Origin of the sequence: Exiguobacterium sp. CH10, from assembly GCF_018617635.1 — a bacterium.
Taxonomy (GTDB): domain Bacteria; phylum Bacillota; class Bacilli; order Exiguobacteriales; family Exiguobacteriaceae; genus Exiguobacterium; species Exiguobacterium aestuarii_A.
In genome coordinates, this window is record NZ_JACSKO010000001.1 from 556,131 (window position 1) to 582,401 (window position 26,271).

Sequence of the window (26,271 nt, forward strand, 5' to 3'; positions counted from 1 at the left end):
GGAGGGTACAACACTATGGAACGTGAATTAGCATTAGAAATCGTACGGGCAACAGAAGCAGCAGCACTCGCATCATCGAAATGGATTGGACGCGGGCAAAAGAACGAGGCCGATGATGCGGCAACGTCAGCGATGCGAGAAGTTCTCGGAACGGTCAACATGGACGCGACTGTTGTCATCGGAGAAGGTGAACTCGATGAGGCCCCGATGCTCTACATCGGGGAAAAACTCGGAACGACATTCGGCCCGAAAGTTGACATCGCCGTCGACCCACTCGAAGGGACATCCATTGTCGCAAAAGGCCTTGGAGATGCGATGGTCGTCATCGCCGTTGCTGATGAAGGTGCCCTCCTCCACGCACCAGATATGTACATGGACAAGCTCGTCGTTGGTCCAAACTTAAAAGGGAAAGTCTCACTCGACGAACCGCTCGAGTCAATCATTGAAAAAGCTGCGAAATATAATAACAAGCGTATCGAGGAAGTAACGGTCATCATGCAAGACCGTGACCGCCACGAACATCTTCGTCAAGCTGTCATGAATGTCGGCGCACGCGTCAAGCTCTTCGAGGATGGCGATGTGTCTGCGGGAATCGCTGCCGCCGTCAAATCGAACCCGATCGATATTTTCATCAGTACAGGCGGAGCTCCTGAAGGAGTCATCACAGCCGCTGCTGTCAAAGCGCTCGGTGGAGACATGCAGGCCCGTCTACATCCGATGAACGAAGAGGAATCAGCTCGCGTCATCTCGATGGGAATTGAAGACCCACTTCAACTCCTTACGCTCGACGACCTCGTCAAGAGCGACGACTGCATCTTCGCCGCGACGGGTGTCACGTCTGGTGAGTTGCTCGATGGCGTCAAGTTCTTGACGGATGATATCGTCGAGACGACGTCACTCGTCATGCGCTCGAAGACACGCACGATTCGTAAAGTCGTGGCTGAACATCACTTGTCATTGAAGCCATACTTACAAAAAACTGAAGTCAACGCCTAAAAAAAACGCCTTGCTCAATAAAATGAGCGAGGCGTTTTGTTGGTTAGAATCCTTGTTCCGTTCCGTGTACCGGCTCGTCCGAACCAACTTGATTGTCGCGAATCGAGTCATAGAACGTCGCATACGTTGTCGAGAAGTAAGGCCCGATGAAGAAGAACCCAATCCCTAATGTTAAAATCCCGACGAGGAACCATCCGAAGAACGACAAGAAGAGCATGAATGCTTCCATCTTGTGCCCGTCCATGAGACGACGCGATTCCGTGATCGATTCGAGTGCCGAAAGCTCAGGCTGATCACGTAAGATATACGGCGTAAGCGAGTACGAGAATCCTTTGATGATTCCAGGTACGATGAGCAATAACGTCCACAATACGAGGAACACACCCATCACGAAAGACGTGATGACATGTTTAACATAACGTGTTTGGAACGGTTTGAACAATGTCGAAAGCGAGGCACCATTTCCGCGTGATACGTTAAGCGCGAGCCATGACCAACCGATGGCAAGTGGCGCAATCAAGATTTGAAGCACATTCGACACAAAACTTAACGTGACGTCTGTCGATGTGAGTGGCTCTGTAGAATTTGGGTCCACACTTGGAGCAAATCCTTGTGGAATACCGTTGATGATCATGAACAAGAGCGCCAACCCAGCCATGAGCCACCATTTTCCTTTCAGTGCTTGTCGTGCATGTTGTTTCCATTCAGATCTCATTGTAACCCATCCTTTTTTATAGTCTTCTCTACAGTGTACGTGAAAAGGTTGAAGGACGTTTCAAAAAAACATAAAAAAAGGGAAAGGATTTTTTCCTTTCCGCTTAACGAATCATTACGTTACCTAAAAAGAACTGAGACATGGATAAGATCAACAAGAGCACTCCGAGCGAAAACGCAAGGTGAGATGTAACTTTGAAAACGCGACTCCGTAAAAAAGAGTGGCTGTATTCAAAGCGACGGACGATCAACACATGAATGAGTTCAAAAAGAATGACTGCCGCCGTAAAATAGAAGGTCATCATGATATGAAAACCAAAAAAGAACATGGCCAGTATCCCTAGTCCAAGATTATGAATTCGATTATGGACGTCATCCCGATCCCCGACGGTCGTTTGTACATGTTGCATCCAATCACCTCACTCTAAAAACCAAAACTACGTAGCTATCCTTAATGACAATTTATCACATTTTTCCAACCCTTAAACTCGAAGTCATGACTTTTTACCTAAACGAAATATTTGGAAATTAACTGTAATAAAAAAAGTGCTGATCGCTCAGCACTTTACGCATTCGTCTCTTCAGTCTTGTTAAACTTCCGCTTCAACTTCAGTTTCTGCTTCGTTCCACCAAAGACAGGACCACTCTCTTCTTCGTTAATGTCCGTCTCCTTCTTCAGAACGAAATAAGGACATCCGAAATTGCAATACTCGTATACATAGTCCATCACGTGATCAATCCGGTTCTCATACGTCGCTAACTTTGATTGCGGTTCATAGAACCCCTTCAAACGCAGCTGTCCGTGTCCCCAGTCACCGACAATATAGTCGTATTTATCAAGCACGTCACTATACCTTGCGATAAACGCTTCTTCATCAAATCCGTCGCGCTTCTCTTCTAAAACGGTATATCCGTGGCGATTCACTCGAATCATCGCTCCCACCTCCACTCTACTATCATAGCATGTCCCGCTATGACGGCTCTATCCTTTTCGAATGACCTCATGACGAGCGACAATTGTCTCTCGCAACACATCCCGTAGTAATTCCGGCATGAAATATCGCTTCGGCTGGTCTGCTAAGTATGGAAGGAGCGGGCCAAACGTCAACATATCGACTGTCGCGACGCGATATGTCCGATTCGGTTCTAGCTTTTCTCCCATTACATAGTACTGACCGTCCCGCTGTTCGATTTGATAGTAACTCGGCTCACCGAGTACGGTGCCTCTGAATCCTAGACCTCTGACGTGCATATTCGTGAACGTTTCCTCATTTACGTCATGTAAAAATCGTTCGAGCGTCTTACCGTCAAGTGTCAGGACACATGGGTTGATTGGATGTGGACAGATCCGATGCAACATGTTCAGCGTGACTTTTCCTGGAGCGAGACCGTCTAGGACGACTCCGGACGGAATAATCCCGACATCGGCTGCACACCATTCGACCATCCCTTCTACAAGCAACTCACCAAGCGGAGAATGCCCGAACCAATCAGATGCATATCCTTCTGTTTCTGCAATTATGATATCAAGGAGGCGTTCGGCATCTGCCCCTTCTGTATCTAACAAGGCCAACGTATCTGGACTATCCGATTGCTGTGACAGTTCGTGGAGGCGAGCTTCTTTCGAAACGACTCCTGACTCATCGAGCGTCAGCGTCACTTCCCCGACATACTTCCCATATTTCCCGGCTTGTGCAATGAGCACTCCGTTCGTCGTCACGCCTTCATCTAAAACGTGATGCGTATGGGCCCCGAGAATGACGTCAATGTCAGGATACATGTCTGCTAATCGTTCATCCCCGAAGAAACCGAGGTGACTGAGTGCGATGATGACATCACAATGTGCCAACCGCTCTAACGCTCGCTTTGTCGCTTCGTAAGGCGATTCGATTTGCCAACCAAGTTCGGGATACAACTCTTCATAAGGGGCTGTGACACCAAATAAGCCAATTTTCAACCCATCACGCTCAAGAACAAGCGTTTCTTCGACCCAATGTGGTCGCGACCCGTCTGCTTCATACACATTCCCAAGCAAAATCGGGAACGTCGCCTCTTCATACAACTCGGCTAACCAATCGTGCGGAAACGTGATGCCTTCATTGTTTCCAATCGTAACGGCCGTCGGTTGAAGTCGCTCGAGTAAGCGAACGTTCAACTTCCCACGCGTCACTTCAGTCGCCGGATGTGTGCGATCGGCATGATCCCCTAAATCAAAGTAGAGGGTATCGTCCGTACGACGTTCTTCTAGAAATGAAACAAGTTTCGGCCATTGGTCGAACTTTGAGTGAAGATCATTGTAATGAAAAATAGTAAGTTTCGTCACGGCCATCCCTTCCTTCTAAAACAGACTAATTTGTCTAGGTGCAAGCTCGTATTCGAGCCCGAGAATTTCAATCAAACGTTTGGCGTTCGGAGCCGCGTCCCCGGCCGAGTTGTTGTTAAAGTATACATACACATCTTTCGCTTCACGGTCAATCTCACGGAGCGAGGCGGCGAGTTCCTGAAGTTCTTCCTCACTATAGCGATATAGACAACGGACGTGTCGCCATTCTTGACTCGTCATGCCCGGCTTTTTGAGCCACCCTGACGTATTACGTCCATGTAATCGAACGACGGCTACCTCAGGGTGTGTCACGACCGGCACGAACGGAATACTGCTCTCTTTCGTTTGTGGCTCATCACAAATCGTGTTGATGAATCGCTGTTCCTTTAAAAATTGAAGCGTACGATCCCGGAACGCTTCAGAGAACCAAGTCGGATTACGAAACTCGATAGCAATCTCATAATCGGAGAGTTCGGCACGGAGTGTTCGCAAATAGTCGAGATGTGGTTTCGATACGTCGAACCAAGGCGGAAGTTGGACGAGCACGGCACGTAACTTCCCTGCCTGTTTCAATGGGTCAACAGAAACACGATAACGCTCAAACAACTCAAGAAGGGGCGTTTTCGGTTCACGGTCATGCCCGCTCATTTCCCGGGAAACTTTGACGACGAATTGGAAATGGTCCGGCGTCTCGGCATCCCACTTCTCGAAATTTTTCACGGGCTGTATCGCATAAAATGTCGAATCGACTTCAACGGTCGGGAAGTGACCCGCGTATGTCGATAGTTTATGTTTTCGTTCCTCTGGGGTTGTATATAACAGATCGTGGTCACCCCATCCAGTCACACCAACGTAAATCATAGTGTCCTCCTTTATGACTCCGAAATGACGGTCGCTTTCCGTTTCGACCAGTTCCATGTGCCTGTATACGTAATGAGCAACAAGACCAGTCCCATGATGAACGGATAGCGCATATCAATATCAAACGCAATACCCGCGAGTGTCGGTCCTAAAATATTTCCGATACTCATATAGGCGTTGTTCATCCCCATCGCGAGTCCCTGCTCGTTTCCGGCAAGTTTTGAGACGAGCGTGTTCAATACCGGGCGCAAGATGGACGTCGACAAGAAAATGACGAGTGTCACTGCAAAGAACAACATATACGTTCCTGCGAAGAGCGATAATAAGAAACCAAACGCCGCGAGTGCGATGAAGGCGAGGACGACTTTGACCTCTCCCATCAGCTCGACTAAACGGTCGACCGCGAACAATTGGACGATGACGCTGACGATGCCCGTTCCCGTCACCATGATGGCAATCTCTTGAGGCGTCGCGCTGAACATCTCGCTGACGTATAATCCAAGCACTGATTCATACGCCATGAGTCCGAACGCCATGACCAAGTTGATCAATAACACGAAGAAGTATGGCTTGCGTGTCGACATGACCAATTGTGTCGGTAAAGATTCCTTTATTTTCGGTGCCACGTAAGGAGCACGGTCCGGTTCTTTTAAAAGAAGGACGGATGAAATGACAGCAATGAACGAAACGATTGCTGAGACGAGTAATGGTGTCTTTAGCCCGAACTCGGCAAAAAATCCACCAATCCCTGGTCCGACGACAATCCCTAGCGACATTGCCGCGGAAATATAACTATTCCCTCGTGCTCGTTGTTCGAGCGTCGTGATATCCGCGACATAGGCAAAGATGGCAGGAATCAATAACGCTGCCCCGACTCCCCCAATGGCACGCGATACGAGCAAGATTGTTAAATTATCCGATAGGTAGAAGACGCCCATCGAGATGGTAAATCCAATGAGACCCAAAATAATCATCAAGCGACGACCGTACACGTCTGCCCATTTCCCCGCAATCGGTGACATGACGAGCTGAGCACCCGCGAATACGGAAATCATCAACCCGGCGGCGGTTCCCCCTTCGCCAATCATCTTTAAGTAATCCGGAATAATCGGGATGATGATCCCGAAGCCGGCGACGGCGATAAACATATTTAACATGAGGATCGCCAATTGATTTTTTTGTTTTGTTGTCAACGCATGTCACTCCCTTTTCATCTTTCCATTTTACTGTTTGAGCTCACATATGGGCAAACAATAAGACAGAAAAAAGCCCATCCTTGACCAAAGGATGGGCTAGACTTATGAGATGCGTGACTGAGCAAGTGATTCTTGCGATGCACCCTTCGGAAGAAGGAGTGTGATCGCATAGACAATCATCGTTGGAACCGCCCAAGCAAGACCGATTTCCGCCATTGGCAAGCTTGAGATCCAAGACGTGACCGCAGACGGCTGGATGCCATTCCACGTCTCAAACAACGAAAGAACGAGTGCCGTGTAAATCGTAGCCTTCATCGCCACACCAGGGTTGCGTTGAAGTCGTTCTGTCACCGACACGAGCACGAGCGCGATCATGACCGGATAGAGAAGCGTGAGAAGTGGGACCGCGATTTGGATCAACGTGCCCAATCCGACGAGTGAGATCAAATAGCCGAACAATGTAGTCGCGATGACGACATGGTGGTATTTGAGTGAATCAAACTGGTTGCTGATGAAGCGTGAAAACTCCGAGATGAGTCCGACCGCTGTCGTCAAACAAGCGAGGAAGACCGCTAACCCGAGAGCGAGCATTCCGACTTGTCCGTATGACGTACCAGCGAACGCTTGGAGAAGGCTTGCGCCACTCGTTGTTCCTTCTGCGACCGTCATATTCGCACCGATTGATCCGAGCGAGATGTAGACGAGCATCAAACAGGTAACCGCGAGCATCCCTGCAGAGCGAAGGAGTGAAGACGCTTCTTTTTGGTCACTCAATCCATTGGCTTTCAACGTGACGAGGACGATTGCCCCAAAGACGAGGGCCCCGAATACATCCATCGTCAAATAACCTTGTTGGAAACCTTGACCGAGTGCGCCAACCCATGTCTCAAACCCTTCTGCTGGAGCTCCTGGCTCTCCGAGAGGAGCGACAAGGTTCGTGATTCCAATCGCTGCGAGCAAGAACAAGAGGATTGGTGTGATGATTCGTCCGATGACTTCAATCAACTTTTGAGCACGAAGCGTTAAGAAGAACGTCAACCCGAAAAAGACGGTCGAACTCATCGCAAGTGTCAAAGTTGAAGGTGCATCGAGAAACGGAACAAGTCCCATTTCATACGTGACAGCAGCCGTACGCGGGATTCCGAAGAATGGTCCGATGGCTACATACATCAATCCCGTCAAGACGAGCGCGAGACGTTTTGGAATATAACGAGCAATTTGGTCTGTTCCGCCGCCTACCCGAGCGACTGCGAACAAAGCAAGAAGCGGTAAACCGACACCCGTAATGACGAACCCGATCATCGCCGGTACGAGGTTTTCCCCCGCCAAGGCGCCGAGTTCTGGTGGGAACAGCAAGTTCCCGGCCCCAAAGAATAAAGCAAAAATCGTAAACGCTAACGGGAACAATGTCGATTTTTTCATACAACTACCTCCATACACTTGATAATCCGAACGACTTAACAAAAAAATAATAACTAAATTTTCTGACAATATATCGCTTGGTCTATTCCATTATACACACTTCCTATCGTTTGACCACCCCATCTCCAAAAATCGAGGTTTATTTTTTTGAAATGTGGATTTCACTAAAAATCCTCCTTCACTACGAAGGAGAATGTAAGCGTTTAATAGCGAATTTCGAACTTCCGAAATCCTTGATCATCTGTTTTCGCCTCGTCAATTCGCTCGACGCCGACGAAACGATTTCCATCTTTTAAAGCTTTTTGAAATGACTCGATGTCTTCATTTGTGCCTTCTACGTGAAGTTCGACCGTTCCGTCATTCAAGTTTCGCACCCATCCTTTGATTCCGTATTGGCGAGCGGACTCTTGGGAAAAGTATCGAAACCCGACGCCTTGGACACGTCCAGATACGATCAAATGTTTGGCGACTCTCATTCTATATTCCTCCTTTATTTTGACAAAGATGTTTAGAGGTCCTTACTTTAGGAAACAGTATTTAAGTAAAATAATGGAATTGGAGTGGTTATATGAATGCAGTTATCGATATCGTTACGAGTTTTTCGAATTGGCTTTGGGGCGTGCCGATCATCTCGTTACTCGTCTTGTCCGGTGTGTTTCTCACCATCAAACTTGGTTTCTTTCAGTTTCGCTATCCAATCTACATATTTAAGCAAACATTCGGCAGTATCTTTAAAAAACCAAAAGGTGAGGGCGACATAAGCCCGAGACAAGCTTTAACGTCAGCGCTCTCTTCAACAGTCGGGGCCGCGAACATCATCGGTGTGCCTGCAGCGATCATGTTCGGGGGACCGGGTGCCATCTTCTGGATGTGGGTCATCGCCATCATCGGCATGGCCATCAAGTTCTCGGAGAGCGTACTGGCCGTGCACTATCGTGAAAAGAATGACGCCGGCGAATTTGTCGGTGGACCTGTCTACTACATATCAAAAGGCCTTCGTTGGAAGTGGCTTGCGACTTGGTTCGCCTTCGCCCTCATGATCGAACTCATCCCGAGTATCATGGTACAAGGGAACGCCGTCAGCTCTGCAGTCCGTGAGACGTTCAACGGAAACACGCTCATCACCGGCATTATCGTTGCCGTTCTTGTCGGCATCATCGTCTTCGGTGGTCTGAAACGAATCGCGAAAGTGACCGAGATCGTCGTTCCTGGGATGGCACTCGTTTACGTCGGGGCCGGACTCATCATCGTGTTGATGAACCTGTCTGAGATTCCAAACGTACTCAGTCTTATCTTCTCTTATGCGTTCGAGCCGATGGCCGCGTTCGGTGGTTTCGCCGGAGCCGCAGTCGCCGAAACAATTCGTTGGGGTTTCGCCCGCGGACTCTATTCGAATGAAGCCGGTCTTGGGACGGCACCAATCGCCCATGCCGCTGCACAGACGGATCATCCGGTACGCCAAGGATTCTGGGCGGTCATCGGAATCGTCATCGATACGTTGATTATTTGTAGCACGACAGCCTTCGTCGTCTTATCTTCAGGTGTGTGGACGGCGGATGGGGCAATGGAAGACCCAGCAGCGTTGACGACGATCGCCTTCCGTGAATACTTTGGGTATACGGGAAGTTTACTCGTCACCATCTCCCTCATTTTCTTCGTGCTCTCGACAATCATCGTCATCATCTTTTACGGCTCGCGTCAGGCCGAGTACTTGTTCGGTTTGACAGCAGGAAAAATCATGAAGGCGGTCTATATCGTCTCCATCGTCATCGGTTCAATCGGTGGAGCACAAATGATCTGGAACTTCCTCGACTTGATGCTCGCGATGATTCTAATCCCGAATATGATTGCCGTATTGTTACTCAGCAGTGAGGTGAAGCGATTAACGACCGAATTCTTCACGTCCGAGAAGTACTATAAGAAAGATATCGTTGAAGAAGAGGCGTCTTAACCAACAATCCGACTGCTCACGCAGTCGGATCTTTTTTTAGGATGCCGGTTCAACTTTCTCGATTCCAGCCTTGATCGCTTGTACCGAGGCATCAAACTTCTGTTGTTCTTCGTCCGTCAATTCAATCTCGATGATCTTGCGAATGCCGCTCCGGTCAATCAAGGCCGGTACACCGATATGCACGTCATTCGCCCCATACTCGCCTTCTAAATGAGCCCCAATCGTGACGACAGAGTTTTCATTTCGAACGATGGCTCGAATGATACGTAGCAAGCCAACCCCAATCGCATAATAAGCGGCACTCTTATATTCAATAATCTGATAAGCAGCGTCTCGCACATCTGTATAGATGGATTCCAAGTCCTCAAACTGATACTGTTCGTTCTCTGCCAACAGTTCATCGATACTCTTTCCATAGATGCGCGCGTTGTTCCATGCGACAAATCCCGTATCGCCGTGTTCTCCCATATAATAGGCGTGGCAGTTTCGTGGCGACAGTTCGAAATAGTCTCCAAGTTTGTAGCGGAGTCGTGCCGTATCGAGGACAGTCCCTGAACCGATGACACGTTCTTTCGGTAGACCCGATGCTTTCCAAGCGACGTGTGCCATGACATCAACCGGGTTCGTCGCGACGACCAAGATGCCGTCAAATCCACTCTTCATCAAGTCTTCCGTCACGGTGCGGACGACTTTCGCGTTTTGCTCGACGAGGTCCATGCGTGTTTGGCCGAGTTTTTGCGCGGCTCCTGCCGTGATGACGACGATATCTGCGTCTTTACAATCCGAATAATCGCCTGCCCAGATCCGGACCGGTGTCGGAGCAAAGGAGATGCCGTGATTCAGGTCCATTGCCTCCCCTTCCGCCTTGGCATGATTCGAGTCGATTAAGACGAGCTCCTCACAAAGGGCTGCCGTCGATAATTGATAAGCAAAACTGACTCCGACCCAACCGGCACCGATCACGGCGATGCGGGTGATGTCTTTCGGGTCAATATCATCTTTATGCGGAATACGTGTCATGTAGATCCTTCCTTTCTATATATCATTCTCTTTTTAGCATACCCGACTCTTCCATCTTTAACGACAAAAGCCGCATGAAAAATACATGATTACGTTAAATATCCTACTTCGGTTCAAAGATTCCTGTATTCCGAATATAACCGAAAATTTGAATTGTCTCACTTTCCAAGGTGAACGGAATTCTTTCTCTCTCTAAAATTGAAATGAGTTCGGTGGACATATCACAAACGTCTGGGTCAAGAATCACTCCCTTATAGAGCAGTACGCTTGGTCGCAAACGAATCCATTCGATGGACCGTAAACGGGATTCCAGCCAGATTTCATCCCACTCTCCCCACAATATTTCATACTCGGATAACGAATCACTTGGAAATAACGTATCCTCCCCTAAGTATTTCATTTGATACGGCGGCGCATGCGTCAACGTTTCAGAAATAGCTCGATTGATACGTTGCCATTTTGTCTCGTTCATCACCGATGTCAATTGGTGTCTCTCTATGTATTGGATTTCCTCTCGTCGGTTCATGCTGTTGAACCTTCTATCGTAAGCTCTAATTTTTCAATCGTTCGTAACACTTCTTTACGGTTCCGCTTGCTTTTCATCCAAGCGGGTAATCGACTTTCGAGACTACGGTTCGTTCCCTCGCTCGTCCGAATCTTCGCCTCGATATAATCCTTAATATAGTTGAGGTGTTCACGGTTGTAAGCCCATAACACATGACCACAACAACCTGTTTGTAAAAATAGCGGCAAGCTAAAATGAACATCGATTGCTTCTCCGACGTATTTAGCACCGCTCTCCTTTGTTTGCAAATGACTGCAATGAAGACAACTTAGGCGCACCTCATCATTCTTTTCCCACACATCGGCCTGTCCCCCACATCTCGGGCAAATGACAAGCATGGGATTCATGAATGAATAAATCTCTCGGCTCTCTACTAAAAATCGATGGGTCACGTTATCGCCTCCTTATTTCATTATACAAAAAACCAGCGAAGCTTAGCTTCGCTGGTTTCAAAGTCACGATTATCCAATCGAACCTTCCATCTCGAACTTGATGAGACGGTTCATTTCGACCGCATATTCCATTGGCAATTCTTTTGTGAATGGCTCGATGAAGCCCATAACGATCATTTCTGTCGCTTCTTCTTCCGAGATTCCACGGCTCATAAGGTAGAAGAGTTGCTCTTCTGACACTTTTGAGACTTTCGCTTCGTGCTCGAGCGACACTTGGTCGTTCAAGATTTCGTTGTACGGGATTGTATCTGACGTCGACTCGTTGTCCATGATGAGCGTGTCACACTCGATGTTCGAGCGCGCGCCCTTCGCCTTACGTCCGAAGTGGACGATTCCACGATACGATACTTTTCCGCCTTGTTTCGAAATCGATTTCGAGACGATTGACGAAGATGTGTTCGGTGCGAGGTGAATCATTTTCGCTCCAGCGTCTTGGTGCTGCCCTTTACCAGCGAGGGCGATCGAGAGTGTCATCCCACGTGCGCCTTCCCCTTTCAAGATGACAGCCGGGTATTTCATCGTGAGTTTCGATCCAATGTTTCCATCGATCCACTCCATTGATCCACCCGCTTCACAGACTGCACGTTTCGTTACCAAGTTGTAGACGTTGTTCGCCCAGTTTTGGATTGTCGTGTAACGGCAGTATGCATCTTTGTTGACGAAGATCTCAACGACCGCTGAGTGAAGCGAGTTCGTTGTGTAAACCGGTGCTGTACATCCTTCGACGTAATGAACCGATGCGCCTTCGTCGACGATGATGAGCGTACGCTCGAACTGACCCATGTTTTCCGAGTTGATGCGGAAATAAGCTTGGAGCGGTTGCTCGAGTTTTACACCTTTTGGTACGTAGATGAACGAGCCACCCGACCAAACAGCTGAGTTGAGGGCCGCGAACTTGTTGTCTGTCGGCGGAATCAACTTACCAAAGTACTCTTTGAAGATTTCTTCGTCTTCTTTGAGTGCTGTGTCTGTATCTTTGAAGATGACACCTTTGGCTTCGAAGTCTTCTTGCATGCTGTGGTAGACAACCTCAGACTCATACTGAGCCGAGACACCTGCCAAGTATTTTTGCTCTGCTTCTGGGATACCGAGCTTGTCAAACGTACGTTTGATTTCTTCTGGTACCTCATCCCATGAGCGTTCTGTCTTTTCAGATGGTTTGACATAGTAAGTGATTTCGTCGAAATCAAGTGCCGAGAGGTCTCCGCCCCATGTCGGCATCGCCATCTTGTTGAAGTGATCCAACGACTTCAAACGGAAGTCGAGCATCCATTGTGGCTCTTCTTTCATGCGCGAGATCGTCTCTACGATTTCTGTCGTCAAGCCGCGGCCTGAACGGAAAATCGAAACGTCCCGATCATGGAAGCCGTATTTATAATCGCCAATTTCCGGCATGTTCTTTGCCATATCGGTCTCCTCCTTCTCCTTACGCGTCCTCGTCTACTCCTTTTTCAAGCGCCTTCCACGCGAGCGTGGCACACTTGATTCGAGCCGGGAATTTCGATACGCCTGAGAGCGCCTCGATATCACCGAGGTCAAACGTATCCGTGTCGTACTCTTTGCCTTGAACCATTTCAGAGAAGATGTTAGCGAGTTGAAGCGCCTCTTCTACTGTTTTTCCTTTGACGATTTGGGTCATCATCGATGCCGAGGCGAGACTAATCGAGCAGCCTTCTCCTTCAAACTTCGCATCTTTGACGATGTCGTCTTCGACTTGTAGTTGAAGACGAAGCGAATCCCCACATGTCGGGTTGTTCAAGTCCACCGTCACGCCATCTTCGATGACGCCACGGTTTCTTGGGTTTTTATAGTGATCCATGATGACCTGGCGGTACAACATGTCGAGATTATTAAAACTCATAATTGAAATACTCCTTCGTTTGACGTAATCCCTCGATGAAACGGTCGACCTCTTCTTTTGTGTTGTACAAATAGAAGCTCGCCCGCGCCGTCGATGATTGCTTCAAAAGACGCATGAGTGGTTGTGCACAGTGGTGACCGGCACGAACCGCGATGCCTTGCATATCGAGAACGGTCGCGAGGTCGTGCGCATGCACGTCTTTCAAGTTGAACGTAACGAGACCGACGCGATCTTCAGGACCATAAATCTCGATTCCTTCAATCGTTTTCATCTGCTCGATCGCGTAAGAAGCGAGTTCACGTTCGTGTGCTTCGACGTTCTCAAGCCCGATTTCTTCTAAGAAATCGATGGCTGCCGCAAGTCCGACCGCCCCAGCAATGATTGGTGTTCCCGCTTCGAAGCGGTAAGGGATGTCTTTCCACGTCGATTCATACAAATCGACATAGTCGATCATCTCGCCACCGAACTCGACCGGTTCCATGTTTTTGAGAAGTTGTTTCTTTCCGTATAAGACACCGATTCCAGTCGGTCCGAGCATCTTATGTCCAGAAAAGGCAAGGAAGTCACAGTCCAGTGCTTGAACGTCCAGTTTACGATGCGGTGCACTTTGTGCGGCATCGACGACCATGACAGCACCTTTCTCATGTGCGAGTCGAGCGACTTCGGCAATCGGATTGATTGTACCGAGCACGTTTGAGACGTGGCTCATCGCGACGATTTTCGTCCGATCCGATAAGACGGCTTGAACGGCATCCAGTGTGACACGTCCGTCCGACGTGAGTTCGACGTAACGAAGCGTCGCGCCTTTGCGCTTGGCAAGTTGTTGCCACGGAATCAAGTTCGCATGGTGTTCCATCGGAGTGAGGACGATTTCGTCGCCTTCACCGACATTCGCATCTCCGTAGCTCGACGCGACCAAGTTAATGGCCGTCGTCGTCCCACGTGTGAAAATGATTTCTTCAGGAACCGCCGCATGGATGAAAGAACGGACGCGTTCGCGTGCTCCTTCATACGCATCCGTTGCTTGCGTCCCGAGCGTATGGACGCCACGATGCACGTTCGAATGGTTGCGACGATAATAGTCCTCGATCGCCTCGATGACAGCGAGCGGCTTTTGTGAGCTCGCCGCGCTATCAAGATAAACGAGCGGGTGTCCATTGATTTCCTGATCTAAAATCGGAAACTGTTCACGAATCGAGGCGTTCAACATCTTAACGTACTTTCCCTTCGATGACTTCGCGGAGACGGTCTTTGACCGAATCGATCGCGAGTTCTTCGACGACAGGCGTCAAGAATCCGTGGATGATTAAACGCTCTGCCTCTTGGCGAGACAAACCACGGCTCATCAAGTAGTACAATTGAACATCATCGACACGGCCGACTGATGCCGCGTGACCTGCCATAACATCATCTTCATCGATGAGAAGAATCGGGTTGGCATCCCCACGTGCCTTTTCAGAGAGCATCAAGACGCGCTCTGTTTGAACACCGTTCGATTTTGACGCACCGTGGTGAATCATCGATGTACCGCTGAAGATCGCAGTAGCTGCGTCTTTTTGGACACCGTGAATCAAGATGAACCCTTCAGATGCTTTTCCGAAGTGGTCGGTACGGATGTTGAAGTTTTGTTTTTGTGCACCGCGACCGATTGTCACAGCTTTTGTATCCGAATACGTGTTGTCTCCGACGAGGTGAGTCTTCGTCTCAACGACCGAGTTCCCGTCGTTCATGTGACCGAGCGCCCAGTCAAGGCGACCGTTCGCATAGACGACACCGCGACGGTTCATGAACGTAAGTGCAGATTCAGCGAGCTGATCGACACCACCGAAGACGACTTTTGCGTTCTCTCCAGCGAATACTTCCGTCACGACGTTGACCGTGTGCGGTTCGTTCGTACCAGAAAGGAAGTTTTCGATGTATGTCACTTCACTACCTTCGTCAGCGACGAGAATCGTGTGGTGATAGAGGGCACCGTTCGCCTGTTCCATCGTAAAGATCGCTTGAAGCGGATCTTTCAACTGTGTGTTTTTCGGTACGTAGATGAACGCCCCACCGTTTGTGAGGGCAGCGTTCAACGCCGAAAGACGCTCTTCATCGACACGTACGCCTTCCGTCATGAAGTATTTCTCAACGAGCTCTGGGTGTTGCTCCATCGCTTCTTTGATTCCCATGAACAAGACGCCTTCTGGCATCGACAATTCGTTATAGACGACATGACCGTTGCGTTCAACGAGCACGTTTGTCCGGTGGTCTCCGAGAAGTGATTCGATGTCAGCTGTCAAACCGTCTTTCGGTTCGAGATTGACATCACCTGCTGCGAAGTCCCACTTATCAATCTTAATCTTTTCAACTTTTGGCAAAGCAAGTGTCGGCGCAAGTTCTGCTGCCTCTTTACGACGGTTGACCATCCATGCTGGTCCGCCGAGCGCTTCTGCACGTGCCGACAACGCTTGTGCATCCAATTCAAATTGTACGGTCATCGTACAGCCTCCTTACGCTTCTGTGTCTACTGTCATTCCGAGTTCTTGCTTCACCCAGTCGTAACCTTCTGCTTCGAGTCGCTGTGCGAGCTCTTTGCCACCAGACATGACGATTTTCCCGTCCATCATGATGTGTACGAAGTCTGGCTCAATATAGTTGAGGAGACGTTGGTAGTGCGTGATGATCAAGCAGCCGAACTCTTCTGAACGCATTTCGTTGACACCTTTTGCGACAACTTTAAGGGCATCGATATCAAGACCTGAGTCGATTTCATCCAAGATGGCGATGTTCGGTTGGATCATCATCATTTGAAGAATTTCGTTACGCTTCTTCTCACCACCTGAGAATCCTTCGTTTAAGTAACGGTGTGCCATTTCTGAAGGGATTTCGAGAAGTTCCATCTTCGCATCGAGTTCACGGATGAACTTCATGAGTGAGATTTCCTGACCTTCTTCACGACGTGAGTTGATTGCTGAACGCAAGAAGTCTGCGTTTGTCACACCGCTGATTTCAGCCGGGTACTGCATCGCAAGGAACATCCCTGCTTGTGCGCGCTCGTCGACTTCCATCTCGAGGACATCTTCGCCGTTTAATTCGACGCTTCCCCCAGTGACCTCATAAAGTGGATGACCCATGAGTGCTGATGCGAGTGTTGATTTACCAGTCCCGTTTGGACCCATGATGGCATGAATTTCGCCACCTTTAATTTCTAGGTTAAGACCTTTGACAATCTCTTTTCCTTCGATTGAGACGCGGAGGTCATCAATTTTCATTTGTGGTACGTTAGACATTCGGATACCCCTTCCGTATTTTCTCGCCATAGTGAATGGCGTAGATTAGATATATTCTAATCTTAGACTAGTCATTTTTTTATTTCAAGCGACTCACCTTAGAATTCATTCTCAATAAAATGATAAAAGTTGAGAATGCTAATAGTAGGAAATCAAGACATTATCCGGCATTCTCTTCGACAAGTGCGAGGACGGCTTTCCGCTCCCTCACAGCAGCCGCGAAGAAGAAGGCACCACATCCCGTCAACACCGCCAAACTTCCGAACACCGGAAGCGATGATTGGCCAAACGTATCGAGTAACACCCCACCGATAATCGGTCCGATTGTCTGACCGAGTGACGTCAATCCCATCGCCCCAAAATAAGTTCCCCGTAAATGTTCGGGAGCCAGTTCGTCCGTCAATACGTCTGTCATCGTGAACATCAACACTTCGCCGACCGTGAAAATGGCCATCGCAACGAATAACACCCACTCCACTGTCGCAAATCCGATGAGCAAGAGTCCGAACGACAATGTTGAGATTCCAAAAAAGAGTGACTTGATCGGAGAGACACGAATCCCGAAACGCATAATCGGATATTGCACGATGAGCACCGTGATTGCGTTCGTCGTCAATAAGTAAGCGAACAATCTCGAACCGTCTTCTAACCCGTCGCGTAACGCGATGAATTGAGGAAGCGTCGAATTGAACTGACTGTAACCGATAATCGCGAAAATCATCCCGATGATGACTGCACGGAATGTCCGGTCGTCTCGTAAAACGCGAAACGTCTCCGTCAAGCGTGGCCGTGCTTTGACCCCGTCTCCTTCTTCAAACGGATACTTATAAAACAAGATCGAGATGATGATTCCATACAATATGTATACTGCCGTCACGACAAAGAATGCGGTCTTCACTCCGGTGAGCGATAAGACGACCGCCAAGAGTGGCCCGATGGCCGCGGCGATATTGATCATGAAGTAACGGACGTTATAGACGATGACCCGTTGGTCTGCCTGCGTCGTGTCACTGATGAGTGCCCGCGAAGCCGGTTCTAAGAAAGATCGCGACATGCCCATCAACATCGATAACATATAAAACCAAAACAGTTCGGTCGCGAGCGCGAGACCAGCGAACGTGACGGCACTGAGCACGATGCCGATCAACATGAGCTGTTTTCGCCCATATCGGTCAGAGAGTGTCCCCCCAAAGAAGCTCATGAACAGACCCGAAAGTGCCGTCACGGCAAAGATTGTTCCAATCACACTCGCCGAAAAGCCGAGCGTGGCCAGATAGATTGCAAAAAATGGCATGACAAAAAACGTCGCCAGTCGTGCAAAAAATGTCCCGAACAGGACGCCCCACGTCAGTGGATGAATCTGTCTGAGCTTCATCCAAATCCCCCCTTTTCTTTCATATATGTAGTGTACTTCTCTTTATGAAAGAACACTAGACAAAAAAAGACCCAGGGGATGACCCCTGAGTCGAGACTGCTTATTGTTGTACCGGTACGACCGCACCTTTGTATTCGTCTAAGATCCACTGTTGTGTCTCTTCAGAAGTCAATACTTCGAGGAGTGCTTTGACGCGCTCATCTTCTTCGTCCCCTTCACGTGTGACGATCAAGTTGACGTATGGTGAGTCTTCGCCTTCAAGTGCGATGGCATCTTCAAGTGGGTTAAGACCTGCGTCGATTGCGTAGTTCGTGTTGATGAGGACCGCATCGCCTTCTCCGTTGTTGTAAGCTGTCGGAAGAAGTGCTGCTTCAACGTCTGTTTTGAACTTCAAGTCTTTCGGATTGTCGACGATGTCAGAGACTGTCGCATCGACCGTCTTGCCTTCAGCAAGTGTGATGAGACCTTCTGATTGGAGCATCGTGAGAATTCGTCCGTGGTCAGCGACCGATGAACTCATGATGATTTCTGCGCCTTCAGGAAGTTCGTCGAGCGATTTGTATTTTTGTGAGTAGACACCGATTGGCTCAATGTGAACACCACCCGCAGATGCGAATTTGTAGTCTTTGTTTTCAGCCATTTGTGACTCAAGGTACGGCTCGTGTTGGAAGTAGTTCGCATCGAGCTCACCGCTTGCGAGCGTCTTATTCGGAAGCACGTAGTCTTGGAACTTCTTGATTTCGAGTTTGTAGCCTTTTGCTTCATATTCTTCTTGTACGTGCTCTAAAATCTCAGCGTGCGGTACGTTCGACGCACCGACGATCAATGTTTTTTCATCGCTAGAACCTGTTTCTGCCTCTTCTCCGCCGCAAGCCGCGAGAACTGTGAATGCTGATAAAGCTGTCAATCCGAGTACTGTTTTCCAAGTTTTCATTATGAATCCCTCCAAATGGTGTATGTGTAATTAAGCTGAACGTTTATCAATTTTTGTGACGAGTCGGTCACCGATGAACTGGATGACGAACACGATGATCAAGATGAGCACCGTCGCCACAAACGTGACGTCATTTTGTGAGCGTTGGAACCCTTCCAAGAAGGCCAAGTTCCCGAGTCCGCCGCCTCCGACGACACCGGCCATCGCCGTATAACCGACGATTGCAACGATGGTCACCGTGAGTCCTGAAACGATTGCCGGAAGAGCTTCCGGAATCAAGACTTTATAAATAATTTGCCATTTCGTCGCGCCCATCGATTCCGCTGCCTCGATGACGCCACGATCGACTTCACGAAGGGCAAGTTCGACCATTCGGGCGTAGAACGGTGCCGCTCCGATGATGAGTGCCGGAAGCGCCGCCGTCGAACCGAGCATCGTACCGAGCAGGAACAACGTGAACGGGATGAGTAAGATGATTAAGATGATGAACGGGATCGAACGGAACACGTTGACGATCGCGCTGACGAAGACGTAAATTGGACGATTCTTCAATAATAGCGATTCGTTTGTAATATAAAGAATCAAACCTAAAGCGAGTCCAATCACAAACGTCGCGACACCCGCGACAAGCGTCATGTACAACGTCTCCCATGTCTGTTCCATCATGATTTGCCAGTCTACGTTAGGAAACATCGCTTTCCACCTCCACTTCTACTGATTGCGAACGAATCGACGCGATGGCGCGTTCGATTTCTCGTGCTTCCCCAATCAATTGGATGAATAGCGTGCCGAGCGCACCGACTTGTGACTGGGTCACGTTCCCGCCGATGATGTTGAATCCGATGTCGTGCGTCTTAAGGACGTCAGACAAAATCGGTTGTTCTGCCGTTTCGTTCAAGAATTTCAATTTGACGATTTGCCCACTCGGATAGCGTGCTTTCAAATGTTCGAACGTGAGCGACAGATCGTCGACTGCCCCGATTTGTTTCACGAATTCTTTTGTGATTGGCTGCTCCGGATGTTGGAACACGTCAGAGACTTGACCTGTCTCAACGACTTTCCCTGCCTCCATCACGGCGACGCGATGACAAATCTTTTGGATGACGTGCATCTCATGCGTGATGAGGACGATTGTCAATCCGAGCTTCTTATTGATGCTGACGAGCAGTTCAAGAATCGAATCCGTCGTCTTCGGGTCGAGCGCGCTTGTCGCTTCGTCACAGAGGAGCACCTCTGGATTTGTAGCGAGCGCGCGGGCAATCCCGACTCGCTGTTTTTGACCGCCGGATAATTGTGACGGATAGCTGTCTTCACGACCTGATAATCCGACGAGCTCGACGAGTTCCTGAACCCGACGCTTCCGCTCACTTGCCGGTACCCCAATCAATTCGAGTGGGAAGCTGATGTTTTCTGCGACCGTGCGCGACCACAGAAGGTTAAAGTGCTGGAAGACCATCGAGACGTTCTTGCGAACTCCTCGTAATTCTTTCGGGCTGAGCTTCGTGAGCTCACTCCCGGCGACCTCGATTTCACCGCTAGACGGTGATTCGAGACGGTTGAGCAATCGGATGAGCGTCGACTTCCCCGCCCCCGAATATCCGATTATTCCAAAAATTTCACCGCGATCAATCGTTAGTGACACATCATCCACCGCCTGGACACGACCATTCTTCGTATCGAACCATTTGGCGACGTTTCGTAATTGAATCAATTCCTTTCCCTCCTGACAACAAAAAAAGTGCGCACGTTTGAGCAAACGTGCGCACTTTATCGTACGGACAACGATTGCTCTCATCTCTCAAGGTTTCTCACCTTGCTGGAATTAGCACCATTTCGGATTGCTCCGCGGTTGCTGGGCGTCATAGGGCCAGTCCCTCAGCCTCTCTTGATAAGAGTGTTGTGTATTCGATTAGCTTTATCATAGCGACAGCTTTTTCTGCTGTCAAATCATTTTTTCAAAAAAATCAAAAAAAGGTGCCGTCCGAGGACGACACAGAACGTAGCACCTTGAGTCACGGAAGGACAGCCCATAGATGAAAATCTTTTGCCCGTTCAAGATTTACATCCTTATATGGGGGAGATTCACCAATCATCACTCGATCTTGATTTGGACCGTGCGATTATACGGAACGTCTTTCTTCGCTTGATTTTTTTGGGGGACAATCGAAGGGAAGACTGACGTGTATTCGTATAAAGGTAGCAGCGGCTTCACCAAAACGTCTTGATGTCGGGAATATCGCGTCCTATTTTGTGTTCAAGTAAGATGTTGTAATGAATATACCATTCGTGAACTTTCTGTGTCAACTGATTATTTAAAATTTTCAGATTATTCTAATGTTCCTCTCTCACTTTACGAAAGAGAGGACGTGTTGAACGTTTTGAAAAGCGTAAAGACGATCCCGAACCTCGCCATTTTCAAGCTTTAACAGCGCTGGGACGCTCATCACCTGATAAGCTTCAAGTTCTTTTGGGATATAGTTCGCATCGCGCTTTTCAATCTGAATTTCAGGGTCGATCGCCTCGACAACCGTCAACATTTTCTCCGCGACAGCGCATGTACCACACATTGGGGCGTATATATATAAGTATCCGTCTGTAATCATTTTTCTCACCTCTCTTATCATTATAATAGTCGTTCGAGTCCCGTTCAAAAATCGTGCTCTCGTGAAATTTCAGAATTTTTCAATGATTCTCTTGACTCTTCTGTCTGATAGGAATAATATGGGTTTTAACTTTATCGCTTTTGTACATAACAGCAAAGAAGAAGGACAGGTGAATGAATGATGACGGAACAAGCAACTGGTACGACAAAGCAATTTACGATGAACGTCTTAAACGGTCTCAGCATGGCGATTCTGATCGCCCTCATCCCGAGCGCGCTGCTCGGTGAACTCACGAAAGCTATACTCCCTTATTTTCCGTCTCTTCAATTCATATTGGATGCGACGACGATTGCGATGCGCCTCCTCCCGGCCATTATCGGTCTTGCCGTCGCGATGCAGTTCGGACGATCGATTTTAGAGGCAGGAACGATTGCCATCGCAACCTATGTCGGCAGTGGCGCCGTTCGAATTAATGAAGGTGCGTTCGTGATGGCCGGAATCGGTGACGTGATCACAGCCGGTGTGACCGCTGCGATCGCTACGATTCTTGTCATGAAGCTCGCTCCCCACTTGAAGACGTATACGGTCATCGTCATGCCGATGACAGTCATTGTCGTCGCAGGCGGCATCGGTGCCTTCTTATTGACGTATATTTCACAGATCACGACATACATCGGATACCTCATCATGACGATGACGGATCTTCAACCGGTTCTCATGGGCATCTTGATCGCGATGGCGTTCTCGCTCATCATCGTCTCGCCGATTTCGACTGTCGGGATCGCGACGGCCATCAGTCTATCAGGCGTTGCAGCCGGTGCGGCAAACCTCGGCGTCGTCGCCGCCGGGTTCGGTCTCGCCATCGCGGGTTGGCAGGCGAACGCGACCGGTACATCGATCGCCCACTTCCTCGGATCGCCGAAGATTCAAATGGCAAACTTCGTCCGACGCCCGATTATGATGCTTCCGATTTTGGCGAACGCGGCCATCCTCGGTGCGCTCGCTGGTATATTAAGAATCGAGGGAACTCCAATCAGCGCAGGGTTTGGCGTATCTGGACTCATCGGACCAATAAACGCGCTACATCTCATGCCGGGCGGGTTCGCCTTGTTCAACGTGCTTCTTGTGATCGTCTTGTTCGGGCTTATTCCAGTCGGGCTCGGGATTTTCTTCTATCGTATGTTCGAACGGGCGACGCTCGTCAAATCGGACCATTACCGACTCGATTTCGAGTGAACATAAAAAAAGCCGGCTTCTCCAATTAGGAGAGGCCGGTTTTACTTATCCTTGAATCATCGCTTCATATTCTTCTGCAGACATGAGCTTGTCGAGGTCTGACTCTTCCGTCAACTCAACTTCGACCATCCATGCATTTTCAAACGGTGACTCGTTGACGAGTTCTGGAGAATCGGCAAGGTCTTCGTTCACTGCTGTGATGCGTCCAGATACTGGCGCATACAACTCAGAGACCGTCTTGACTGATTCGACTGAACCGAATGGCTCGTCGAGTAGGATTGTACCGTCAACTTCTGGGAGTTCCACAAACACGATATCCCCTAGTTCGCTTTGTGCGAAATCCGTGATGCCGATGCGGGCTTTCGTTCCGTTCACTTCTACCCACTCATGTTCTTTTGAATAACGTAAATTTGCTGGTACTTTGCTCATCCTAACTTCCCCCTCAAATAAATTAGACTCACATCTGTATTATAGCACTTAGCCCCAAACGTCCGTAAAGGACTTTTCTGAAAATCCGACCGTCGTTTTTTCACCATTTGTGACGATTGGTCGCTTCAAAAGCATACCATTGCTTGATAATAGCTCAAGTTGTTCGTCTTCTGATAGATTTGGCAGTTTGTCTTTGATGCCTTCGTTCCGATAGACTTGCCCGCTCGTATTGAAGAACTTCTTAAGCGGTAAGTCTGATTGTTTCCACAGCTCGGCGAGTTCTTCTTTCGTCGGTGTCGATTCGACGATATGAACGTATGTATACTCGACCCCTTGCTCTTTCAACCATTTTTCTGCTTTTTTACACGTACTGCATGGTGGATAGCCGTATAGTGTCACCATCTGTTCATCACCTCTCTCATCAATGTAGCATATTCAGAGAAATCAATTCACGTCTCAAGCAACCGTTCGATCTCTCGTTTCATCGTTGGGTTGACCTCATATCGCTCTTCGATAAAACGTAAGATGACCGCCGCCGCGACGCCCGACTTGCCATATCCTAATACCCCGTCCATCAAGAAAGAAATCATCTCTGGATGTCTCGTCTCGACCCGACGTGTCGGGTTGAACGGGTCTCCTTGTCCACCGAGCGCCTTCAAGACGTTTTGAACGGCCGCAACTTGGACGAGTTCGAACCCGGCGAGCATCTCGCCCCGGCGTTCCCGAAGCAAGCCGACATATAGGTTCGTCAATGCTTCTTCATAGTAGTAAGCCGTCGCTTCACGCGCGATTTCAAGACGCGGTGTCGCAAACACGTCGAGTGCTTCGTCCCGTCGCCAGACGACGCGTCCTTGTGTATAGGCGATCGCTGCGAGTTCATGTACTTCAAAGACGGCGAATTCACCGTAGATGCCATCGTGATACATAATCTTATGTCCGTCTTTCGTGTTTTGAAACTGATAGTGAAGCGGCTCGACTTCAAGCCAGTCGAGTCGGTCGATAAAGCGTGCCTTCTGCCCGTCCTCGACAATTAAAAAGAAATCGAGGTCCGAATAATCATCCAACCGCTCCGTCTCTTGTCCAATCGACCCTAATGCCAGCAACATCAGCGTCCCTTCGTGTGCGGCAACCGATTCTCCGATTTGTTCCATTCGTTCAAGCAATCTATCGCGTGTTCTCATCGTCTCTCCCCCTCGTTTCTATTGTACGTGGCAGAGGTCAAAAAAAGAAAGGGCCGACCGCGTCCGGTCCACCCTTTCTGTCGATTGAATTACACGATAAACTTGTTCGCTTTGATGAGGCTCGCAGCGACTTCACGCTTCGTCCCGATCACATTGATCGGCTGATAGCGGCTGAACTTCTTCATTGCCGAGAGAAGCATGCGCTGCTCGTCACCAGACGCCGCTGCATACAATACTTCTTTCGCCATGAGTTCGACTTGTTTGAACACTTGTTCCGCAAAGATTTCTGTGTAGCGGACTTTGAGCGTGTTCTTCTCTTCGCCTGTGCGTGCGATCGCTTTGTCTGTACGAGCGATGGCTGCTTCAAGCGCATAGATGGCACTGATCATGTCTGCAATCTTCGCCAAGATTTCTTGTTCGCTTTGAAGGTCTTGTTGGTACTTCTGAACCGCTGTACCTGCGACCATCAAGTTGATTTTCTTCATGTTCGAAAGGAGCATCTTCTCGCGTGCGAGCGGTGAGCCATCCAATTCTTGCGGCATGTAGCTCATGAGCTCTTTTTGAAGTTTTTGTGCTTCTGCGAGGAGCGGCAATTCACCTTTCATCGCTTTCTTGAGAAGTGTACCCGGAACGATCAAACGGTTGATCTCGTTCGTTCCTTCGAAGATGCGGTTGATGCGTGAGTCACGATAGAGGTTTTCGACTTCATACTCTGCCATGAATCCGTATCCACCATGGATCTGGACCGCTTCGTCGACAACGTAGTCAAACGTTTCAGAAGCGAATACTTTGTTGAGTGAGCATTCGATCGCATATTCAGCAATCGCTTGTGCCACTTTTGATCCGTCGCGCATGTTCTCGTCACCAAGTGCATCCAAGCTATCTTGGAACAAGCCGCCCGTACGATACACTGAGCTTTCCATCGCATAGATGTTCGCTGCCATCGTTGCCAATTTCTCTTGGATGAGCGGGAATTGGCTGATTGGTGTCTTGAACTGTTTGCGCTCGTTCGAATATTGTACCGAAAGGTCGAACGCACGTTTTGATGAACCGACCGCACCGACTGCAAGTTTGTAACGACCGACGTTTAAGATGTTGAAGGCGATGACGTGACCTTTTCCGATTTCACCGAGAAGGTTGTCGACTGGTACTTCGACGTCTTCAAGGATGAGCGTACGTGTCGACGATCCCTTGATTCCCATCTTCTGCTCTTCCGCGCCAGTTGAGACTCCTTTGAAGTCACGCTCGACGATGAAGGCACTGAACTTGTCGCCATCGATTTTCGCATAGACGACGAAGACGTTCGCGAAGCCAGCGTTTGTGATCCATTGCTTCTCACCGTTCAACACGTAGTGCGTGCCTGCTTCGTTCAAGACAGCCGTCGTTTTCGCACCGAGGGCGTCAGACCCTGAGCCTGGCTCCGTGAGCGCGTAAGCCGCGATCCATTCTCCTGTCGCGAGTTTCGGCAAGTACTTGTGCTTTTGCTCTTCTGATCCGAAGAAGACGATCGGGAGTGTCCCGATTCCGACGTGTGCGCCGTAGCTGAGTGCGAACGAACGAGCTTTCGCGAAACGCTCCGTGATGATCGAAGATGAGATTTTATCGAGTTGGTAGCCGCCGTACTCTTCTGGAACGTCTGCTCCGAGGAGACCGAGCTCGCCTGCTTCTTTCAACAATTCGACTGAAAGGTCGAACTCGTGCTTCTCGATACGCTCGAGGACTGGCATGACGCGATCATCGACGAATCCTGCTGTCGTGTCACCAATCATTTTATGCTCATCTGAGAAATCCTCTGGTGTGAAGAGACGCGATGCGTCGAGTGCGTCAATGACAAAGCTACCGCCTTTAATCAATTCATGTTCTGTACGTTCCATATCCGA

28 protein-coding genes and 1 riboswitch are annotated in these 26,271 nt (G+C 49.1%); of the genes, 3 read left to right on the forward strand and 25 right to left on the reverse strand.

Translation table 11 applies throughout. The features are described 5' to 3' along the window. Window positions 1–15: 15 nt before the first annotated feature. Window positions 16–996: a class II fructose-bisphosphatase gene (glpX, locus tag KNP04_RS02880; protein WP_047795127.1), complete on the forward strand. Its 981-nt coding sequence runs from the start codon at window positions 16–18 to the stop codon at window positions 994–996. Between the two features lie 43 nt (window positions 997–1,039). On the opposite strand, the gene KNP04_RS02885 is transcribed toward glpX, so the two are convergent. The 8 genes from KNP04_RS02885 to KNP04_RS02920 form a co-directional block, all read right to left on the reverse strand. Then, window positions 1,040–1,711 (reverse strand): DUF975 family protein, encoded by a 672-nt coding sequence (locus KNP04_RS02885; RefSeq protein WP_214874599.1) that lies wholly within the window; start codon window positions 1,709–1,711, stop codon window positions 1,040–1,042. Window positions 1,712–1,814: 103 nt separating this feature from the next. After that, complete coding sequence (locus tag KNP04_RS02890) at window positions 1,815–2,120, reverse strand: hypothetical protein (RefSeq protein WP_074033530.1); 306 nt, start codon at window positions 2,118–2,120, stop codon at window positions 1,815–1,817. A gap of 155 nt (window positions 2,121–2,275) precedes the next feature. Continuing rightward, window positions 2,276–2,644, reverse strand: coding sequence for a YutD family protein (locus tag KNP04_RS02895; protein ID WP_074033531.1), 369 nt, complete (start codon window positions 2,642–2,644; stop codon window positions 2,276–2,278). A gap of 48 nt (window positions 2,645–2,692) precedes the next feature. After that, window positions 2,693–4,039 carry a bifunctional metallophosphatase/5'-nucleotidase gene (locus KNP04_RS02900; protein ID WP_214874600.1) on the reverse strand — a complete coding sequence of 449 codons (1,347 nt, stop codon included), beginning with the start codon at window positions 4,037–4,039 and terminating at the stop codon, window positions 2,693–2,695. Window positions 4,040–4,048: 9 nt separating this feature from the next. Next, complete coding sequence (locus KNP04_RS02905) at window positions 4,049–4,894, reverse strand: DUF72 domain-containing protein (RefSeq protein WP_214874601.1); 846 nt, start codon at window positions 4,892–4,894, stop codon at window positions 4,049–4,051. An 11-nt stretch (window positions 4,895–4,905) separates the two neighbouring features. Continuing rightward, window positions 4,906–6,087, reverse strand: a complete 1,182-nt coding sequence (locus tag KNP04_RS02910; RefSeq protein ID WP_214874602.1) for an MFS transporter — start codon at window positions 6,085–6,087, stop codon at window positions 4,906–4,908. 105 nt (window positions 6,088–6,192) lie between these two features. Beyond that, window positions 6,193–7,512, reverse strand: coding sequence for a branched-chain amino acid transport system II carrier protein (gene brnQ, locus KNP04_RS02915; RefSeq protein ID WP_214746231.1), 1,320 nt, complete (start codon window positions 7,510–7,512; stop codon window positions 6,193–6,195). Between the two features lie 203 nt (window positions 7,513–7,715). Next, window positions 7,716–7,988, reverse strand: coding sequence for an acylphosphatase (locus KNP04_RS02920; RefSeq protein WP_214820552.1), 273 nt, complete (start codon window positions 7,986–7,988; stop codon window positions 7,716–7,718). A gap of 92 nt (window positions 7,989–8,080) precedes the next feature. Here KNP04_RS02920 and KNP04_RS02925 point away from each other — a divergent pair, with 92 nt between their 5' ends. After that, on the forward strand, window positions 8,081–9,463 hold the full coding sequence (locus tag KNP04_RS02925; RefSeq protein WP_214874603.1) for an alanine/glycine:cation symporter family protein: 1,383 nt from the start codon (window positions 8,081–8,083) through the stop codon (window positions 9,461–9,463). A 36-nt stretch (window positions 9,464–9,499) separates the two neighbouring features. Here KNP04_RS02925 and KNP04_RS02930 read toward each other — a convergent pair whose 3' ends face one another. The 13 genes from KNP04_RS02930 to KNP04_RS02990 form a co-directional block, all read right to left on the reverse strand. Continuing rightward, on the reverse strand, window positions 9,500–10,483 hold the full coding sequence (locus tag KNP04_RS02930) for an L-lactate dehydrogenase (RefSeq protein WP_214874604.1): 984 nt from the start codon (window positions 10,481–10,483) through the stop codon (window positions 9,500–9,502). A 103-nt stretch (window positions 10,484–10,586) separates the two neighbouring features. Continuing rightward, window positions 10,587–11,009, reverse strand: a complete 423-nt coding sequence (locus tag KNP04_RS02935; RefSeq protein ID WP_251129812.1) for a DUF6678 family protein — start codon at window positions 11,007–11,009, stop codon at window positions 10,587–10,589. After that, window positions 11,006–11,440 (reverse strand): hypothetical protein, encoded by a 435-nt coding sequence (locus KNP04_RS02940; protein ID WP_214874605.1) that lies wholly within the window; start codon window positions 11,438–11,440, stop codon window positions 11,006–11,008. Before KNP04_RS02940 ends, KNP04_RS02935 begins: the two co-directional genes overlap by 4 nt. A 69-nt stretch (window positions 11,441–11,509) precedes the next feature. Further along, window positions 11,510–12,907: a Fe-S cluster assembly protein SufB gene (gene sufB, locus KNP04_RS02945; protein WP_047795116.1), complete on the reverse strand. Its 1,398-nt coding sequence runs from the start codon at window positions 12,905–12,907 to the stop codon at window positions 11,510–11,512. Window positions 12,908–12,926: 19 nt separating this feature from the next. After that, the gene (sufU, locus tag KNP04_RS02950) at window positions 12,927–13,361 is read right to left on the reverse strand and encodes a Fe-S cluster assembly sulfur transfer protein SufU (protein WP_026825487.1); all 435 of its coding nucleotides are present in this window, start codon (window positions 13,359–13,361) and stop codon (window positions 12,927–12,929) included. Beyond that, window positions 13,351–14,571, reverse strand: a complete 1,221-nt coding sequence (locus KNP04_RS02955; RefSeq protein ID WP_214874606.1) for a cysteine desulfurase — start codon at window positions 14,569–14,571, stop codon at window positions 13,351–13,353. The genes sufU and KNP04_RS02955 overlap by 11 nt, the downstream gene beginning before the upstream one ends. A 1-nt stretch (window position 14,572) precedes the next feature. Beyond that, window positions 14,573–15,841, reverse strand: coding sequence for a Fe-S cluster assembly protein SufD (gene sufD / locus KNP04_RS02960; RefSeq protein WP_214693478.1), 1,269 nt, complete (start codon window positions 15,839–15,841; stop codon window positions 14,573–14,575). A gap of 12 nt (window positions 15,842–15,853) precedes the next feature. Then, window positions 15,854–16,615 (reverse strand): Fe-S cluster assembly ATPase SufC, encoded by a 762-nt coding sequence (sufC, locus tag KNP04_RS02965; RefSeq protein ID WP_143180266.1) that lies wholly within the window; start codon window positions 16,613–16,615, stop codon window positions 15,854–15,856. A 178-nt stretch (window positions 16,616–16,793) separates the two neighbouring features. Further along, window positions 16,794–18,008, reverse strand: a complete 1,215-nt coding sequence (locus KNP04_RS02970) for an MDR family MFS transporter (RefSeq protein WP_214874607.1) — start codon at window positions 18,006–18,008, stop codon at window positions 16,794–16,796. A gap of 100 nt (window positions 18,009–18,108) precedes the next feature. Next, window positions 18,109–18,942: a MetQ/NlpA family ABC transporter substrate-binding protein gene (locus KNP04_RS02975; protein ID WP_214874608.1), complete on the reverse strand. Its 834-nt coding sequence runs from the start codon at window positions 18,940–18,942 to the stop codon at window positions 18,109–18,111. Between the two features lie 30 nt (window positions 18,943–18,972). Then, on the reverse strand, window positions 18,973–19,635 hold the full coding sequence (locus KNP04_RS02980) for a methionine ABC transporter permease (RefSeq protein ID WP_012726857.1): 663 nt from the start codon (window positions 19,633–19,635) through the stop codon (window positions 18,973–18,975). Further along, window positions 19,625–20,653: a methionine ABC transporter ATP-binding protein gene (locus KNP04_RS02985; RefSeq protein WP_214693486.1), complete on the reverse strand. Its 1,029-nt coding sequence runs from the start codon at window positions 20,651–20,653 to the stop codon at window positions 19,625–19,627. Before KNP04_RS02985 ends, KNP04_RS02980 begins: the two co-directional genes overlap by 11 nt. Before the next feature lie 77 nt (window positions 20,654–20,730). Then, window positions 20,731–20,837, reverse strand: a riboswitch (SAM riboswitch). Between the two features lie 450 nt (window positions 20,838–21,287). Continuing rightward, window positions 21,288–21,545: a thioredoxin family protein gene (locus tag KNP04_RS02990; protein ID WP_214874609.1), complete on the reverse strand. Its 258-nt coding sequence runs from the start codon at window positions 21,543–21,545 to the stop codon at window positions 21,288–21,290. 180 nt (window positions 21,546–21,725) lie between these two features. On the opposite strand from KNP04_RS02990, the gene KNP04_RS02995 reads away from it, so the two are divergent. Beyond that, a complete protein-coding gene (locus tag KNP04_RS02995) occupies window positions 21,726–22,781 on the forward strand; it encodes a PTS sugar transporter subunit IIC (protein WP_251129813.1) in 1,056 nt (351 codons plus the stop codon). Between the two features lie 45 nt (window positions 22,782–22,826). Here the strand turns inward: KNP04_RS02995 and gcvH are convergent, their stop codons facing one another. The 4 genes from gcvH to KNP04_RS03015 form a co-directional block, all read right to left on the reverse strand. Further along, window positions 22,827–23,210: a glycine cleavage system protein GcvH gene (gene gcvH / locus KNP04_RS03000; RefSeq protein WP_026825478.1), complete on the reverse strand. Its 384-nt coding sequence runs from the start codon at window positions 23,208–23,210 to the stop codon at window positions 22,827–22,829. Window positions 23,211–23,258: 48 nt separating this feature from the next. Further along, the gene (locus tag KNP04_RS03005) at window positions 23,259–23,612 is read right to left on the reverse strand and encodes an arsenate reductase family protein (protein ID WP_214693491.1); all 354 of its coding nucleotides are present in this window, start codon (window positions 23,610–23,612) and stop codon (window positions 23,259–23,261) included. 47 nt (window positions 23,613–23,659) lie between these two features. Continuing rightward, window positions 23,660–24,391, reverse strand: a complete 732-nt coding sequence (locus tag KNP04_RS03010; protein ID WP_214874611.1) for a hypothetical protein — start codon at window positions 24,389–24,391, stop codon at window positions 23,660–23,662. Between the two features lie 89 nt (window positions 24,392–24,480). Further along, window positions 24,481–26,265, reverse strand: coding sequence for an acyl-CoA dehydrogenase family protein (locus KNP04_RS03015; RefSeq protein WP_214874612.1), 1,785 nt, complete (start codon window positions 26,263–26,265; stop codon window positions 24,481–24,483). Window positions 26,266–26,271: the final 6 nt, after the last annotated feature.